Annotated in this window: 14 protein-coding genes; 11 read left to right on the plus strand and 3 right to left on the minus strand. The window is 68.4% G+C overall.

Features of this window, described 5'->3' with window-relative positions:
• Positions 1-6: 6 nt before the first annotated feature.
• Positions 7-1,185 (minus strand): acyl-CoA dehydrogenase family protein, encoded by a 1,179-nt coding sequence (locus EYE40_RS00370; protein ID WP_130980084.1) that lies wholly within the window; start codon positions 1,183-1,185, stop codon positions 7-9.
• Between the two features lie 108 nt (positions 1,186-1,293).
• On the opposite strand from EYE40_RS00370, the gene manA reads away from it, so the two are divergent.
• The 4 genes from manA (at position 1,294) to EYE40_RS00390 (ending at position 5,774) form a co-directional block, all read left to right on the plus strand.
• Positions 1,294-2,400, plus strand: coding sequence for a mannose-6-phosphate isomerase, class I (gene manA, locus EYE40_RS00375; RefSeq protein ID WP_130980085.1), 1,107 nt, complete (start codon positions 1,294-1,296; stop codon positions 2,398-2,400).
• A gap of 68 nt (positions 2,401-2,468) precedes the next feature.
• Complete coding sequence (locus EYE40_RS00380) at positions 2,469-3,476, plus strand: hypothetical protein (RefSeq protein ID WP_130980086.1); 1,008 nt, start codon at positions 2,469-2,471, stop codon at positions 3,474-3,476.
• A gap of 5 nt (positions 3,477-3,481) precedes the next feature.
• Complete coding sequence (locus EYE40_RS00385; protein WP_130980087.1) at positions 3,482-4,594, plus strand: hypothetical protein; 1,113 nt, start codon at positions 3,482-3,484, stop codon at positions 4,592-4,594.
• A 103-nt stretch (positions 4,595-4,697) separates the two neighbouring features.
• Positions 4,698-5,774 carry a hypothetical protein gene (locus EYE40_RS00390; RefSeq protein ID WP_130980088.1) on the plus strand — a complete coding sequence of 359 codons (1,077 nt, stop codon included), beginning with the start codon at positions 4,698-4,700 and terminating at the stop codon, positions 5,772-5,774.
• Positions 5,775-5,841: 67 nt separating this feature from the next.
• Here the strand turns inward: EYE40_RS00390 and EYE40_RS00395 are convergent, their stop codons facing one another.
• On the minus strand, positions 5,842-6,795 hold the full coding sequence (locus EYE40_RS00395; RefSeq protein WP_130980089.1) for a GlxA family transcriptional regulator: 954 nt from the start codon (positions 6,793-6,795) through the stop codon (positions 5,842-5,844).
• A gap of 343 nt (positions 6,796-7,138) precedes the next feature.
• On the opposite strand from EYE40_RS00395, the gene EYE40_RS00400 reads away from it, so the two are divergent.
• The 3 genes from EYE40_RS00400 to EYE40_RS00410 all read left to right on the plus strand — a co-directional run bounded on the left by EYE40_RS00400 (position 7,139) and on the right by EYE40_RS00410 (position 12,049).
• Positions 7,139-7,501, plus strand: a complete 363-nt coding sequence (locus tag EYE40_RS00400; protein ID WP_130980090.1) for a WhiB family transcriptional regulator — start codon at positions 7,139-7,141, stop codon at positions 7,499-7,501.
• A gap of 173 nt (positions 7,502-7,674) precedes the next feature.
• A complete protein-coding gene (locus EYE40_RS00405) occupies positions 7,675-10,518 on the plus strand; it encodes a glycosyltransferase family 2 protein (protein ID WP_130980091.1) in 2,844 nt (947 codons plus the stop codon).
• The gene (locus EYE40_RS00410; RefSeq protein WP_130980092.1) at positions 10,511-12,049 is read left to right on the plus strand and encodes a DUF5719 family protein; all 1,539 of its coding nucleotides are present in this window, start codon (positions 10,511-10,513) and stop codon (positions 12,047-12,049) included. Before EYE40_RS00405 ends, EYE40_RS00410 begins: the two co-directional genes overlap by 8 nt.
• Here EYE40_RS00410 and EYE40_RS00415 read toward each other — a convergent pair whose 3' ends face one another.
• On the minus strand, positions 12,050-12,484 hold the full coding sequence (locus EYE40_RS00415; RefSeq protein ID WP_130980093.1) for a metallopeptidase family protein: 435 nt from the start codon (positions 12,482-12,484) through the stop codon (positions 12,050-12,052). It abuts the gene before it with no gap.
• A 63-nt stretch (positions 12,485-12,547) separates the two neighbouring features.
• On the opposite strand from EYE40_RS00415, the gene EYE40_RS00420 reads away from it, so the two are divergent.
• The 4 genes from EYE40_RS00420 to EYE40_RS00435 all read left to right on the plus strand — a co-directional run bounded on the left by EYE40_RS00420 (position 12,548) and on the right by EYE40_RS00435 (position 15,048).
• Positions 12,548-12,754 carry a DUF3499 family protein gene (locus EYE40_RS00420; protein WP_130980094.1) on the plus strand — a complete coding sequence of 69 codons (207 nt, stop codon included), beginning with the start codon at positions 12,548-12,550 and terminating at the stop codon, positions 12,752-12,754.
• Complete coding sequence (locus EYE40_RS00425) at positions 12,751-14,172, plus strand: phosphomannomutase/phosphoglucomutase (protein WP_130980095.1); 1,422 nt, start codon at positions 12,751-12,753, stop codon at positions 14,170-14,172. Before EYE40_RS00420 ends, EYE40_RS00425 begins: the two co-directional genes overlap by 4 nt.
• Before the next feature lie 74 nt (positions 14,173-14,246).
• Positions 14,247-14,582, plus strand: coding sequence for an ArsR/SmtB family transcription factor (locus tag EYE40_RS00430; RefSeq protein WP_130980096.1), 336 nt, complete (start codon positions 14,247-14,249; stop codon positions 14,580-14,582).
• 1 nt (position 14,583) lies between these two features.
• Positions 14,584-15,048, plus strand: a complete 465-nt coding sequence (locus EYE40_RS00435; protein WP_130980097.1) for an SRPBCC family protein — start codon at positions 14,584-14,586, stop codon at positions 15,046-15,048.
• Positions 15,049-15,151 lie beyond the last annotated feature (103 nt).

Here is a 15,151-nt window from a genome sequence, read left to right on the forward strand (position 1 = left end):
TTTACGTCAGATGAACGCAGCCTTACCGGTAATGGCCCGTCCGACGATCAACGTGTTCATCTCGCGGGTGCCCTCGTAGCTGTAGAGCGCCTCCGCGTCGGCGAAGAAGCGTGCCACGTCGTAATCCACGACGATGCCGTTGCCGCCGAGCACCTCGCGGCACCATGCGACGGTCTCGCGCATGCGGCTCGTGGTGAAGGACTTGGCGAGAGCCGAGTGCTCATCCTTCTGGATACCGTCATCCAGCATCTGGGAGACGCGCATGCACATGGCAAGCGACGCGGTGATGTTGCCGAGGCTCTTGGCGAGCAGGTCCTGCACGAGCTGGTGGCTGTCGATGGTCTTGCCGAACTGCACGCGCTCTGAGGTGTACTTCACCGCGGCCTCGTAGGCGCCGATCGACGTGGCGACGGCACCCCACGCGACCTCGGCGCGGGTCTGGCGCAGCACCTTCGCGGTGTCGCGGAACGAGTTGGCGTTCTCGAGCTTGAGCGAGTGAGGGATGACCACGTTCTCGAGGGTGATGTCGGCGTTCTGCACGATGCGCAGCGAGATCTTGTTCTCGATCCTGGTGGCGGTGTAGCCGGGGGTGTCGGCCGGCACGATGAAGCCCTTGACCTGGCCGTCCTCGACGTCCTTCGCCCAGATGACGGTGATGTCGCTGAAGGTGGCGTTGCCGATCCAGCGCTTCGAGCCGTTGAGGATCCAGGTGTCGCCGTCGCGCTTCGCCGTGGTGCGGAGGCCCTGGGCGCTGTCGCTGCCGCTGAGCGGCTCCGTGAGGCCGAAAGCGCCGACGATCTCGCCGGAGTTCATGCGCGGCAGCCATTCGACGCGCTGCTCGGCGCTGCCGCAGGTGGCGATCGATCCCATGGCGAGGCCGTTCTGCACACCGATGTAGGTGCACACGCTCGCGTCGATGCGACCGAGCTCGATGGCCATCCAGCCGCGGAACACCGCCGAGTTGTAGAACGGGCGGGTCTCCTCCCAGCTGAGTCCGGTCGCGCCGTGGGCGGCGAGGCCCTTCACGATCTCGGTCGGGAACTCGCCCCGGTTCCAGTAGTCGTTGACGATCGGCTTCACCTCGGACTCGAGGTAGGCGCGCAACTTCATAATGTGGTCTTTCTCCACCTCGGTGAGGGTGTTCTCGAAACCGTAGAAGTCGCTGCTGAGTTGCTCGAAGGCCATCGGGTGCTCCATTGCTCGAAAGGAAATCCCCCGCAGCCTAAGGCACCGGATCGGGCGAATCCCGAGGGGTTGGTACTTTGGTCTTATCCATCAAGGGGGCAGGACTCAATGTTTGTAGGGATCACCAATACGCCGCGCGACTACGCGTGGGGCTCGACGACGGCCATCTCCGGTCTGCTTGGCACTCCGGCCTCCGGTTCCCCCGAGGCCGAGCTGTGGCTCGGCACCCACCCGGGTTCGCCGAGTGCGCTGACCGATGGCTCGGGTGACCTGCGGGGGCTCGTGGGCGAGCTGCCCTTCCTGCTCAAGGTGCTCGCCGCGGCGCATCCGCTCTCCCTGCAGGCGCACCCGACGATCGAGCAGGCCGTGGTGGGCTTCGCGCGCGAGAATGCGCTCGGCATCGCCGTCGATGCTCCGAACCGCAACTACCGCGACGAACTGCACAAGCCCGAGCTGATCCTCGCGCTCTCGGATGACTTCCGGGCGTTGTGCGGTTTCCGTCCGGTGACTGAGACGCGGGCATCCCTCGAGCGACTGCTGCAGGTCTCGCCGGGCGACGCGGCCCTCTCGGGGTTGCTGGCGCGGTTGTCGACGGATGACGCGATCCGTCCGACCTTCGAATGGCTCGTGTCGCGCGGCGAGGGTGTCGCCGAGCTCGTTGCGGCCGTTGTACAGGGCGCATCCCGAACCGACAGCCCGCACTTCACCCTCGTCACCGAACTGCACGCCGAGTACCCGGGTGATCCCGGTGTGGTCGTGTCGCTGCTGCTGAACCTGGTCACGCTTCGCCGCGGGGAGGTGCTGTACCTGCCGGCCGGCAACATTCACGCCTACGTCGAGGGGCTGGGGATCGAGCTGATGGCCGCGTCCGACAACGTACTGCGCGGCGGCCTCACTCCCAAGCACGTGGACGTGCCGGAACTGCTCTCCGTGCTCGACTTCACCCCGGTGCCCGTGCCCTACCTTGCAGGAATCTCGCAGTCGCCCGGGCTCACCGTCTTCCGCCCGCCGGTCCCCGACTTCGAGCTGCTGCACGTGACCGGCGACACGGTTCTGCCGCTGCGCGCCGGTGCCATCGCGCTGTGCACGGAGGGGGCATTCACGCTCGGGTCATTCGAGCTCGCGCGCGGCGAATCGGTGTACATCTCGGCCGACGAGGCTCCGGTCGTTGTGACCGGCCAGGGCGAGCTGTTCGTGGCGACGTCGCGCGGGTAGACCGACTCGTTGCGAGAACGTGATCTGGCGCTACAGACGCGCATTCCGCGGCGCGATACGGTTTCGACATGACCTCACCTTTGCGGCTTCTCGCCGCCGCCGCCGCAGTAGTTCTCCTCGCCGGGTGCGCGCAGCCCGCGCCGGCAGCTCCGGTCGGCGCACCGTCCGTTCCCCCGAGCGTCACCCCCACTCCGACAGCCACCGCCGTTGCCAACGCGCAGCCGGACCAGCTCTTCGGTGGCGACTGCGCCGCGGTCGCCACCGACGCCCAGATGTCGAAGATCTTCGGTGAGGCGGTTGTCGCTCGCAAGGCATTCGACTCGGTGGAGAACCCGAAGGCCGCCTATGAGGAACAGCGGGGCGCGCTGGAGTGCTCGTGGATGACGGCCAAGCAGGGCTGGGGCGCGGTGGTTCTGGTTCTGCCCGAAGCGGCGGCGCCCGTGGGTGCGAGTGCCTGTCGCAACAGCGGGATCGAGGCGGGCGGCCAGTACAGCTGCGCGATCGAGACCGTGCTTTCCGGTGTGCAGGTTTCCGGCCTCCTGTGGGGCAGCGGTTCATCGAACAAGGCGACCGTCGCGGCCACCAAGGCCTTCACTGCGGTTCTGGCCGCAAGCGCGGCTGCAACATCCGCCGTCGCCCTACCAGTGCTGCCGGAGGGCAGCTGGTCGCACCCCATGAACTGTGAGGCGACGCTCATTCCGCTGGACTTCACGGCCATCTACGGCGCGGGAACCGCTGCTTGGGAAGACGGCGTCAACGACGGTTACTATCCGCCCGCACTCCGCGCGCTCTGGGGCGGCAGCAGCGGCTCCTGCGTGGTGTTCAAGGAGTCCGAGATGCTGTCCGTTCAGTGGCTGGGCGGCGGGCGCTGGGCCGAGAGCACGGTACGGGCCCGCGAGGATGCCGAAGTGATCGAGCTCGAAGGCATCGAGTTGGCCATCACTTCGCCCGCGGCGTACGGCGGAGTGCGCCTGGACGTATTCGACGGACCGAACTGGCTGAGCGCCGTGTTCTTCGACGATGACGCGGATGTCGAGGCGGTCCAGCTCATCGTGTCCACACTCGACCACAAGTAGGCCTCATGTTGAGGCTGCGCTCCACACTGGCTGGCGGAAGCATCGCCATTCTCCTGCTCGCCGGCTGCGCGACGGATGCACCGGCACCGGTCGCCGAGCCGCCGTCGACCACTCCTTCGTCAACACCGGTGGAGACGCCCGTTGTGACCGCCGCCCCCGACACGCTGACTCCTTTCTCGTGCGACGATCTCGTGCCGACAGCGGCGCTGGTCGGTACGGCGGCCGCGAGCCTTGTTTTCTCGCCGCAACCGGAGGCGAGGTTCGATAACGCCGTTCGCAGGCAGGACGGCAGAATGTTCTGCGCGTGGACAGGCATCGATATCAGGCTGTATGTGCAGGTTTCTCGCGGCGGACGTGAACTTATCCAGGAATACGACCTGCTGGGAAGTCCCTACGCCGACGAGGAGAACACATTGGGGCCCGGGGAATCCGCGCTGCTGTGCGGAGAGGAAGGCGAGCCCATTGGGTGCAGCTTCATGGCCGTCACCGACGGCTATGTCATGCGGGGATCGCTGTCCGGCAAAAAAGCGGATCTCTCGAGAGTAGAGCGGATCGCGCTGACGAGGAAGATCGGATCGATGGCGGTGGCGTCGATCAGCGTCGACCCGCCACCAGCTTTGTGGGAACCGCCGGCTGGGTCCTGGCCGCTCGTGGCCGACTGTGAGGCGATATTCGCTGCCGGGACTGCGCGGATGCTGGGCAACGAGGCAAGCCTGGCCTTCCGAGCGAGTGGCGCCGACAGCCCGGCGCCAGCCGAGCACATCGACGCGATCGGCGGCTCGACTCTCTGCTGGTGGAACAACAAGGACGACAGTCGCGTGCCGGGCGCCGTGTCTCATGTCGCATTGCAGACTCTGGCCGGAGGTGCCTGGTACTGGGACGACGAAACGGACTACCCGGTCACAGTCGAGGTTGTCGACGTCGCGGGTGCCGACGACGCTGCCCTGCGGTGCACCGACTTTGGCTGCTCCCTCGACGGGAGAATGGGGAACAATGCCTTCTCGTTCTCCGGGCTTGTGGACGGAAGCTACAGCGAATCCATGTCGAAGGCGCAACTGTTGGCTGCGGCGCCCGTGCTGGTCGAGGGGCTTCGTGCATGGTGGCAGGCGGCGGGGTAGCTCGCGACGGAGACTCGAGCCGCGCCTTGACATCGCCGGCGTGCCGGGCCTGGCCGCGTCACGAGGGTAGACCGGGCGGTCCACGAGAAGGTACGGTTCGCTCATGAAACAGCGCGCGGTACCCATCCTTGTCGCCGTCGCAATTCTCGGGATGACGGCGTGCGCGCCGTCGGCGCCCGACCGAGTGGTCAAAAAGCCCACCGTTCCGGTCGTCGTTCCGGCCCCCACGCCGACTCCCTTCGACTTCGACCCGGCGACCGTTCCTGACATCGCTTTCGGTGGCGACTGCGCGGCGCTCTTCACCGGTGCCGAGTTGTCGGCGCTCATCGGCGCAACGGTGCCGGATCCGAAGGGCGGCCTGGCAGACCTCGCCGGCGCGTCGCGGATCCTCACCCAGAACGGCGGCATGGATTGCGCGTGGGGGGATCTCGCAGCATCAGACGAGGCGCTGCGTGTGTACGCCACAGTAATCCCGCACGCGGCGATCCCGGAGGCGGCTGCAGCCAGTGACTGTCGTCTCGAGGGGCTGCCCGAGGAGCGATACGGCACCTGCGACTTCACGATTCTCTCCGGCGGATTGGCTCTCGCCAGGAAGCTGACGCTCGATGTCGGGTCCACCAAATCGAAGGCGATCTCGGCGCTCGCCGAGATGTCTGATGCCTTTGCCGCAAAGACGGCCGCGGTTACGGTGCCCGGTGTGCGGATGCCGACGGCGGGCGCCTGGCCCCTCTCCGTCGACTGTGACGACCTCGAGGCCAGCGTGAATCTCACCGCGCTGTTCGACATGGGCTCGCCAGTGGTCACCACCGGCGGAAATGCACCGCTCACCTTCTCGGCGACGGATTCGCTCGCCGAGGGCCACGGCTGGACGTCCTGTACCTGGGACACCGTAAGGCCCGCAGGATCGAGGAACGGCGTCGACATCGTCGGTGTGCAGGTGTTCGCGGACTCGGCGTGGATCGCGAAATACCTCACTTCTTATGGCGCAGTGTCGGAGCTGAAGTTTGCCGGAGCGGATCGCGCCGTTCTCCTCTCGCGGCCATCGGTCGAGGGCAACGCCGATCGCATCTGGGTCTTCAGCGGGTCGAACGCGATGGAGATCGGCACCGACGAGGGGCCGCTCAGCGAGCTCTATCCGGCGGTGCCGAAGTTGTTGGCCGCGCTGAACGAACTGCGGTAGTCAGACTCGAGGCCCAGTTGCTCGCTGCAGCGCCCGCCGTGGTCGCGGGACTCGCAACCGCGCTCGACTAGCCCGCGAGCAGCGCCCCGAACGTGCGGCGATAGGCGGTCGGGGTGGTCTGCAGCACCTTGAGGAAGTGGTGTCGCATGACCGCCGCGGTTCCGAAACCGGTGTCCTGAGCCACGGTCTCGAGCGAGTAATCCGTGGACTCGAGCAGCAACTGCGCGCGCATGATGCGCTGGCGGTTGAGCCAGGCGGCGGGTGTTGTGCCCATCTCCGCCCGGAAGCGCCGGGCGAAGGTGCGAGACGACATCAGCGCCTTGCGGGCGAGCTGGTCGACGGTGAGGTCCTCGTCGAGGTGCTCGAGCATCCACTCGGCGACGAGGGCGAAGGAGTCGCTCGTGCACTCCTGCACGGGGGAGTCGATGTACTGCGACTGGCCGCCGTCGCGCTGCGGGGGAACGACCATGCGCCGGGCGATGACGTTGGTGGCTGCGGCCCCCAGCTCCTTGCGCACGATATGCAGCGCGGCGTCGATGCCTGCCGCCGTGCCCGCACTCGTGACGACGCGGCGGTCCTCGACGAACAGCACGTCGGGGTCGACGGTCGTGCCGGGGAACTCCGCTGCGAGGCGGTCAGTGTGCATCCAGTGGGTGGTGGCGCGGCGACCCTCGAGGATTCCGGCCTGCGCGAGCGCGAAGGCCCCGCTGCAGACGCTCAGCACCCACGCTCCACGCGCCTCGGCCGCACGGATCACGTCGAAGTAGCGGGGATCGATGTTCGACGTGTCGTGCGCGGGCACGGCGATGAGGTCGGCGTGCGCCGCGGCATCCAGGCCCTCGGTGATCATCATGTCGTAGCCCAGGCTCGTCCTGACGGGGCCGGAGTCTGCGGTGGCGATCGTGAACTCGAAGCAGGGTCCGCCCGACTCGCTGCGGTCGATGCCGAAGACCTCGCAGACCACGCCGAATTCGAAGGGCGCGACGCCGGGCAGGGCGAGCAGGACGACGTTCTTCAACATAGAAACCCCTTGGCAGTAATGAGCCGATATGTGGCTAGTCTGCCACTGTCGGCAGTTTTTGCCAAGTCGTAGATTTACTGCCATGACCATTCTCATTGCAGCAATAATCCTGACGGCAGTCGCGGGAATCGCGGCGACAATTCGACAGACGGTGCGGGATGGGTACCACCAGCAGCCCGTTCGCCCTCGGCGCTAGCGGTACCGCAACACGCCGCGCGTCGCAACCCTGATTAACCGGTCGAGGGTTTTATCATCCACGACTTGACTCTGGGGAACTACACCGGTGTAATTATCTCTAACGCATCTCCGGCCACTCTCGGCCCCGGCGTGAAGGGGAGTCACCATGGCGAACAGCGAGTACCGCTCCGCTACTGACGACGTCCCCGTTTCCGGTCCTCCGCGTGCGGCTGTACCCGACAACTGGTTCGTCGATCCCATACGCCTCGGCGTACCGGGCGTGCGCCAGCGGGTCGCCGAAGACGAGGACGAGGCTCTCGCCTGGCAGTCCGACTCACTCTGCGCGCAGACCGACCCCGAGGCGTTCTTCCCCGAAAAAGGCGGATCGACCCGCGAGGCCAAGAAGATCTGCGGCACCTGCGAGGTGCGCACCCAGTGCCTCGAGTATGCACTCGAGAACGACGAGCGCTTCGGCATCTGGGGCGGCCTCTCCGAGCGCGAGCGTCGCAAGCTTCGCAAGCGCGCCTGAACTTATTTAAGGCCTGAAGGAAAAACTTCTTCAAGGCCTGAAGGTCTATTTATGGCCTGAGGGAAAAGCTTTGAGGGCCTGAAGGAAAAGCATCGCCCCCAGTTCGCGGCGCATCCCGCACTCCGGAGCGTGTCAGGGCCCGCTAACAGGCTGGGCGACTTAGGCTCGCAAGGATGCAACCCAGAGTCACAGTGATCCTCGTTGCCCGAAACGGCGCGCAGTATCTCGAACGCACCCTCGCTGCCCTAGCGCAGCAGACGCGTCGCCCCGACTCACTAGTCGTGGTGGACGCGGGTTCGAGCGACTCATCCGCAGCCCTTCTCACCGAAGCGCACCCCACCCAATTCGTGGCGAGCGCAGGCCGCCCCACGTTCGGCGACTCGGTCATCCAGGGCCTGAAGGCTGCGGCCCCGACCGATTCGAACGACGACTGGCTCTGGCTCCTCGGTCACGACAACGCGCCGGCGCCACGAGCCCTGGCCGCCCTGCTCGGTGCCGTTGAGATCGCACCGTCGGTCGCGGTTGCCGGCCCGAAGCTGATGCGCTGGGATGCCCCCGACACCATCTCGTCGTACGGCGAGTCGATCACCGGCCTCGGCACGACCGTCGATCTCGTCTCGAACGAGCTGGACCAGGCCCAGCACGATCGGCGCAGCGACCTGCTCGCCGTCGCCGCGGCAGGCATGCTCGTGCGCCGCCGGGTGTGGAACGAACTCGCCGGATTCGATCCCGCCCTCCCGCACGTCGACGCGGCGCTCGACTTCTGCGTGCGCGTGCGCCTCGCCGGCCACCGCATCGTCGGTGTGCCCGCCGCGCATGTCGCGAGCGCCGGTGCGCCCGACCTGTTCGGCTCCCGGAGCGACGTGTCGAAGAGCGCCACCGCACGCCACGCGCGCGCAGCCCAGCTGCACCGCCGCCTGGTCTACGCCCCGGGCGCCGCGGTTCCGCTGCACTGGCTCACCCTGCTTCCCCTGGCCATCACGCGCTCGATCGCCCACCTGCTCACCAAGAACCCGGCGGCCATCGGCGGCGAGTTCTCCGCAGCCTTCGCTGCCCTGTTCGGTGCGGGTGTCGCGCCCGCCCGCCGCAACCTCCGTCGAACGCGCACGCTCGGCTGGGGCGCCATCACACCGCTCCGGATGCCCGCCGCCGAGGCCCGCGAACTGCGCGTCAATCGGCGCGAGGCCCTCGCGGTCGCGGAGGAGGGGGAAGCCCTGCGCCCCCGTGCCGGATTCCTCTCCGGCGGCGGCGCCTGGATCACCCTCGCCCTCGCCGCGGTCGGTGTGGTCATGTTCGGGCCGTACCTCAATGCGACCTCGCTCACCGGTGGCGGCCTGCTCCCGCTGAGCGCGACCGTGTCCGACCTGTGGACGAATGTGACCTATGGCTGGCACGAGATCGCGGGCGGCTTCACGGGAGCCGCTGACCCGTTTGCGTGGGTGCTCGCGGTGCTCGGCAGCCTCACCTTCTGGGCTCCCTCACTCAGCGTCGTGGCGCTCTATCTGGTCGCGCTTCCGCTCGCCGGCCTCGCGGCCTGGTGGTGCGCGGCCCGCATCACGGAGCGGGCCTGGGCTCCTGCCGTCGCCGCGATCGCGTGGGCGCTCGCCCCTCCCTTCCTCGCGGGCCTCATGGACGGCCGCCTCGGCGCGGTGATCGCCCACCTGCTGCTGCCGTGGTTCGTTCTCGCCCTGCTCGGGTCGACCCGTCGCTGGTCGAGTGCGGGAGCCGCTGCCCTGCTGTTCGCCGCGATCGTGGCGAGCGCGCCCATCCTCGCCCCTGCCATGGTGCTCGGCTGGATCGCCTGGGCCGCCGCGCACACCACGAGCATCCCGCGGCTGTTCGCGGTGCCGCTTCCCGCGGTGCTCCTCTTCGTCCCGCTCGTGGTGCAGCAGGTCGCGCGCGGCAACCCCCTCGCGATCCTCGCCGACCCCGGCGTGAGCGTGCTCAGCGGCTCGACGGTCGGCTGGCAGCTCGCCCTCGGAGCCCCCGCCGGGCAGCTGAACGGCTGGGCGGGCCTCGGGGCCCTGCTCGGCCTGCCGTCGCTCGTCGCGCCGATCGCCGTGGCAGTGCTGCTGCTCCCGCTCGCGGGACTCGCCGGCCTCGCGCTGTTCCTTCCGGGCCTGCGCCGTTCCATCCCGTCGCTCGCCGTCGCGCTCGTCGGCTTCGTCACAGCGGTCTTCTCGACGCACCTCTCGGTCGCCTTCGCCGGCTCGGACAGCGTCACGGTGTGGGCGGGTTCCGGCCTCAGCGTGTACTGGCTCGGGCTCGTCGGAGCCGCGGCCGTCGCCCTCGACACCCTGCGTCGCGCCGCCGTCGCCCCCGCACTCGCCGCGAGCTTCGCCCTGCTCGTCCTTGCGGTGCCACTGCTCGTCGCGCCACTGCAGGGCACCACCGTGGTGACCAAGGGCAACGGGCGCATCCTGCCCGCGCTGGTCACGGCGGAGGCCGCCGCTCGTCCGACGCTCGGCACCCTCGAACTCGTGCCGCAGGCCGACGGCTCGCTCGCCGCCACCCTGCACCGCGGCGCCGGCGCCACCCTCGACGACTACTCGACCCTCGCCTCGACGGCCACCGATGCGGGCGCGGCGCGCGAACGCATCGCTGTGCTCGCCGGCAACCTCGCCTCGCGCAGCGGCTACGACTCGATCGCAGAGCTCGACGCCCTCGGCATCGGCTTCATCCTCGCCCCCGATACCGCGCCGGGCGACAGCACCGAGGCCCGCACCGTGCGCAGCCGAGCCGGCGAGGCACTCGACGCCAACCCGATCTTCACCGCGGTGGGGGAGTCGTCGAACGGATTCCTCTGGCGCTACGACGGGGCGGCGACCGACGCCGAGCGGCAGCCCGAGCAGGGGGCGACGACCCCCGTCGGGCTCGCGATCCTGCTCACCCAGTCGATTGTTCTCGTCATGGCGCTGCTTCTCGCCGTGCCCACCTCGCGTCGCCGTCGCTCCACCTCGACCACAGACGACGAGCCCGACACTGACGCCGAGTTCGAGGAGGACGACAATGTCTGAGATCGAGCCCGTGCAAGAAACCGTCGTGGAACCCGCCGTGGAGACCACGAGCCCGCCCTCCGCTCGAGCCGGGCGCGGAGCAGCCCTCGTCGGCGCGCGCATCGTCTCGGGCACGGTCGGCCTGGCCGTTGCCGCGGTGGCGATACTCGGGGCGACGTTCATCTCGCTGCCGGGCATCCAGTCGACAGCGCCCTCGGTCGACGTGATTCCGGTGCCCACGGCGCAGCTGCGCGTGTGCGCGGGCGGAGTGTTGCGACTCGGGGACGAGTCGGGCCAGGACGCCACCAACGCGACGGCGATCGGCCGCCCCGTTGTAGAGTTCCGTTCGACCGGCGACGTGGACACCGCGGATCTCGCACAGTCCGACAGCCCGGAATCGTCATCCCGTGCCGCGCCGACCGTGCTGAGCGCCGCGCCTGGCGAGGCCGACCCGAACGCCGCAGTGCTGCTTGCCGGCAGCCAGTCGCAGCTCGTCAACAGTGGCGACTTCGTCGGCTTCGCAACGGCAGAGTGCACGGGTGCGGCGACCGACTCCTGGCTCGTCGGCGGTTCTGCCGAGGTCGGTCGCACCACCCTCATCACCCTCGCCAACCCGACCGAGGTCGTCTCCGAGGTGACCCTCGAGATCTTCGGCGCGGACGGCGCCATCGCCGCTCCCGGCGCCTCGGGCATCGTCGTCCAGCCGCAGTCACAGCGGGTGCTCTCGCTCGCGAGCTTCGCGCCCGGGCTCGCCTCGCCGGTCATCCACGTCACGGCGACAGGCGGTGCCGTGGTCGCCAACCTGCAGCAGTCGGTCGTGCGCGGCCTCACAACCGGCGGCGTCGACATCGTCGGTGCGACGGCCGCCCCGGCCAAGTCGCAGGTCATCCCCGGCCTCACTGTTCTCGGCTCGGAGGACCTCGAGAGCTCGCTCGCACAGGACGGCAACGAGGACCTTGCGACGAGCCTGCGGGTCTACGTTCCCGGCGACGACGCCATCGACGAGGGTTCGGTCGGCGCCACCGTCAACATCGTCTCCTCCGACGGCGTGGGCACAGGTGCGTCGTTCACGGCCGACGTCGAGATCGGCCGCGTCACCGAGGTGCCGGTCGAGGGGCTGCTCGACGGCACCTACACGGTCACCGTCTCGTCGAGCGTGCCGATCGTCGCCGGCCTCCGCGCCTCGACCGTCGCTCCCGCGCAGGGGCTCTTGCCTGCGACATCCGACTTCGCCTGGCTGGGCGCGACCACCAGGCTCGGCGGCGACACGCTCCTCACCGTCGCCGACGGCCCGCAGCCGGTTCTGCACCTGTCCAACCCGGGCGCATCCACGATCACCGTCGACGTCGCTGAATTGGATGGCACGAGCTCGACCGTCACGGTGAGCGCACGGTCATCGGCCACCACGCCGGTGAACCCGGGCAGCGCGTACCGTCTCTCGGGATTCAGCGCGCTCTACGCTGCGGTGAGCTTCGCGGCACCGGGGCAGTTGGGCGGCTACGGGGTTCAGCCGCCGGCGCTGTCCTCGAGCGCGGTCACGATCTTCCCGTAATTAGAAGTGGCGGAAGCGCTCGGGCGCAAGGTCCCACGGATCCTTGCCGAGCAGTTCGGCGACCGCCCGGAAGACGCACGACTCGATCATCATGCGGCGGTGCAGGTCGTCGTAGCGGTGCAGGCGCGAGAGGCGCTCGACCGGCAGGCGGTACAGGATCACCCGGCGCTCGTCGGCGAGCACCCGCCAGCGGTCCACACCGGATGAGCGGCCGAGGTCCGAGGGAAGACCCGCGACCTCGAACGAGACCCCCGAGAGCTCCTGGGGCCACAGATCCTTGAGGTATTCGGCGGTCGAGGCGACGGTCATGTCGAAGAGGTCGGCCCGGCTGCGCAAGAGCGGCAGCAGGGGGCCGGTCACGGCGGCGCGGATGCCGCGTCCGTGCCTGTCGCGGGCGAGACCCCGAGCGGAGCCGCTGCGCCTCGTCCTTACCATGGGGCCAGTCTATTCGGCGAGGCTGCGCGCCCGCCGCCCGCGGAGTTCTAGGCTGGGGGCACAATGACCGGCAGACCCTGTAGCAAAGTCGCGTGCAACAACGACGCGGTGGCGACGCTCACCTACGTCTACGCCGACTCCATGGCCGTGCTCGGGCCGCTCAGCCGCAGCGCCGAACCGCACAGCTACGACCTGTGCACGAGGCACGCCGAGACCCTCAAGGTGCCGCAGGGGTGGCAGGTTATCCGTCATGTAGTTTTGGGGGCATGAGCCCCACCCCGATCGACCTGAGCCAGTTCGTCAAAACATACGACGTTCGGGGGCTGGTCGGATCCCAGCTCACCGCGGAGGTCGTAGAGGCTCTCGCCGCCGCATTCGTCGACGAGGTAGACGGTGCGGGCTCCGACGTGATCGTCGGCCACGACATGCGCGACTCCTCACCCGAGTTCGCCGAAGCCTTCGCGCGCGGAGCCCAGGCGCGCGGCGCGAACGTCGTATCGATCGGCCTGTGCTCCACCGACGAGACCTACTTCGCCTCGGGCACGTTGAACGCCCCAGCCGCCATGTTCACCGCCTCGCACAACCCGGCCACCTACAACGGCATCAAGTTCAGCCGCGCTGGCGCACAGGGCATCAGCCTCGACACCGGGCTGGCGGCGATCCGGGATGGGGCCTCGGCCTATCTCTCCACGGGTATCACCCCGGCTCCCGTCGCGGGTGGCTTTCGGCAGCTCGACGTGGTTGCCGGGTATGGCGAATACCTGCGGGGAATGGTGGAGCTCGGTGACATCCGGCCCCTGAGAATCGTCGTGGACGCCGGCAACGGCATGGGCGGGCTCACCGTGCCGGCCGTGCTGGGCACCGCCGCCGGGCTGCCCGCGCTGCCGCTCGAAATCATTCCGCTGTACTTCGACCTCGACGGGACCTTCCCGAACCACGAGGCCAACCCGCTCGAGCCCGCCAACCTCGTCGACCTGCAGAACGCCGTCGTGGAACACGGCGCCGACCTCGGGCTCGCCTTCGACGGCGACGCCGACCGCTGCTTCGTCGTCGACGAGCTCGGCCATCCGGTCGGCCCCTCTGCCGTCGCCGCGATCGTCGCGCTGCGCGAGATCACCCGCGTACGCGCTGCCACGCCGGATGCGGACATCGTCGTGCTGCACAACCTCATCACCTCGCGCATCGTCGCCGAGACGATCGAGGCCGCGGGTGCGACGGCCGTGCGCACCAAGGTCGGGCACTCGCTCATCAAGGACCAGATGGCCGCGACCGGTGCGATCTTCGGCGGCGAGCACTCGGCGCACTACTACTTCCGTGACTTCTGGGGTGCGGACAACGGCATGCTCGCGGCGATGCACATCATCGCCGAGTTCGGGCACTACGACGGTCCGCTCTCCGAACTGGGCACGAGATTCACGCCCTACGCGCTGAGCGGCGAGATCAACACAACGGTCGCCGACGTGCCCTCCGCCTACTCGCGCATCGTGGAGGCGTTCGCATCCACCGCCGAGTTCGACGAGTTCGACGGGCTGACCGTGACCGGCAACCAGGTTCAGGATGACGCGTTCTGGTGGTTCAGCGTGCGACCCTCCAATACCGAGCCCCTGTTGCGCCTCAACGTGGAAGCCGCGACACGCGCCGACATGGAGCGCATCCGCGACCGGGTGCTCGCGCTCATCCGCGCCTGAGGCGGCCGGTCTTGACAGCGACGTTCTACTGTGGTGCTATTAAGTCCATAAGCTAATTAGCAGGGAGCGCAACTATGGACGACGAACTTGACGCGGTCTTCTTCGCTCTGGCCGACCCCACGCGGCGGGCCATGGTCGCCCAGCTTGCGCGGGGAGAGGCGACCGTGAACGAGCTTGCCGCTCCGCACGCCATGAGCCTGCCGTCCGCATCCCGACACGTCAAAGTGCTCGAGGCAGCCGGTCTCATCAGCAAGCGCCGCGATGCGCAGTTCCGGCCGTGCCGCCTCGAAGCCGATCAGTTGAAGCGCGCAGACGAGTGGATGGCGCCCTACCGCGACTTCTTCGAACCGCGACTCGATCGCCTCGAACAGCACCTGAAAACACGAATGGCCGACAAGGAAGGCAACTGACATGGAACGCACTCTCACCCTCACTCGCATCCTCGATGCTCCGCGCGAACTCGTCTTCGAAGCATGGACCGACCCGACCCAGCTCGACTGGTTCTACAGCGGCAACGGTGAGGTGACCCAGCCGATCCAGCTCGACCTGCATGTCGGTGGGGAGTGGCGGCAGCAGATGATCATCGATGAGGACACCGAGTACATCACGGGCGGGGTCTACCTCGAGATCGTTCCGCCCGAGCGGATCGTCTACCGCTTCGGTGCCGTCGGGGGCTGGCCGGACCTGGCCGTCGAGTCGGATGGGCCGATCATCACGGTGCAGCTGAACGAGCTGGTCGGCTCCACCGAGATGCTGGTCACGGTGTCGTTCCCCGATGGGGTCAGCGACGCGCGTGTGCAGCAGTGGTTCGACACGGGTATCCGCGACGGCCTTGGCCAGACGATCGACCGCCTCGTGGAGAAGTTCCGCGGCTAATGGGCCGGCTCAATCGGCGCTGACTCGGGTGTTTTGGCTGCCAGGCCGCGCGTGAATCCGCGCGGTCGGGGCCGAGTTGCCCGCAAACGTCCCCTGCGGGGGC

It is taken from the genome of Glaciihabitans arcticus (assembly GCF_004310685.1).
In the GTDB taxonomy this organism is placed as follows: domain Bacteria; phylum Actinomycetota; class Actinomycetes; order Actinomycetales; family Microbacteriaceae; genus Conyzicola; species Conyzicola arctica.

Bases quoted from the DNA above. Each gene is read 5' to 3' on its own strand.
- EYE40_RS00370 (WP_130980084.1), bottom strand. From the start codon at position 1,185: ATGGCCTTCGAGCAACTCAGCAGCGACTTCTACGGTTTCGAGAACACC.
- manA (WP_130980085.1), top strand. From the start codon at position 1,294: ATGTTTGTAGGGATCACCAATACGCCGCGCGACTACGCGTGGGGCTCG.
- EYE40_RS00380 (WP_130980086.1), top strand. From the start codon at position 2,469: ATGACCTCACCTTTGCGGCTTCTCGCCGCCGCCGCCGCAGTAGTTCTC.
- EYE40_RS00385 (WP_130980087.1), top strand. From the start codon at position 3,482: ATGTTGAGGCTGCGCTCCACACTGGCTGGCGGAAGCATCGCCATTCTC.
- EYE40_RS00390 (WP_130980088.1), top strand. From the start codon at position 4,698: ATGAAACAGCGCGCGGTACCCATCCTTGTCGCCGTCGCAATTCTCGGG.
- EYE40_RS00395 (WP_130980089.1), bottom strand. From the start codon at position 6,795: ATGTTGAAGAACGTCGTCCTGCTCGCCCTGCCCGGCGTCGCGCCCTTC.
- EYE40_RS00400 (WP_130980090.1), top strand. From the start codon at position 7,139: ATGGCGAACAGCGAGTACCGCTCCGCTACTGACGACGTCCCCGTTTCC.
- EYE40_RS00405 (WP_130980091.1), top strand. From the start codon at position 7,675: ATGCAACCCAGAGTCACAGTGATCCTCGTTGCCCGAAACGGCGCGCAG.
- EYE40_RS00410 (WP_130980092.1), top strand. From the start codon at position 10,511: ATGTCTGAGATCGAGCCCGTGCAAGAAACCGTCGTGGAACCCGCCGTG.
- EYE40_RS00415 (WP_130980093.1), bottom strand. From the start codon at position 12,484: ATGGTAAGGACGAGGCGCAGCGGCTCCGCTCGGGGTCTCGCCCGCGAC.
- EYE40_RS00420 (WP_130980094.1), top strand. From the start codon at position 12,548: ATGACCGGCAGACCCTGTAGCAAAGTCGCGTGCAACAACGACGCGGTG.
- EYE40_RS00425 (WP_130980095.1), top strand. From the start codon at position 12,751: ATGAGCCCCACCCCGATCGACCTGAGCCAGTTCGTCAAAACATACGAC.
- EYE40_RS00430 (WP_130980096.1), top strand. From the start codon at position 14,247: ATGGACGACGAACTTGACGCGGTCTTCTTCGCTCTGGCCGACCCCACG.
- EYE40_RS00435 (WP_130980097.1), top strand. From the start codon at position 14,584: ATGGAACGCACTCTCACCCTCACTCGCATCCTCGATGCTCCGCGCGAA.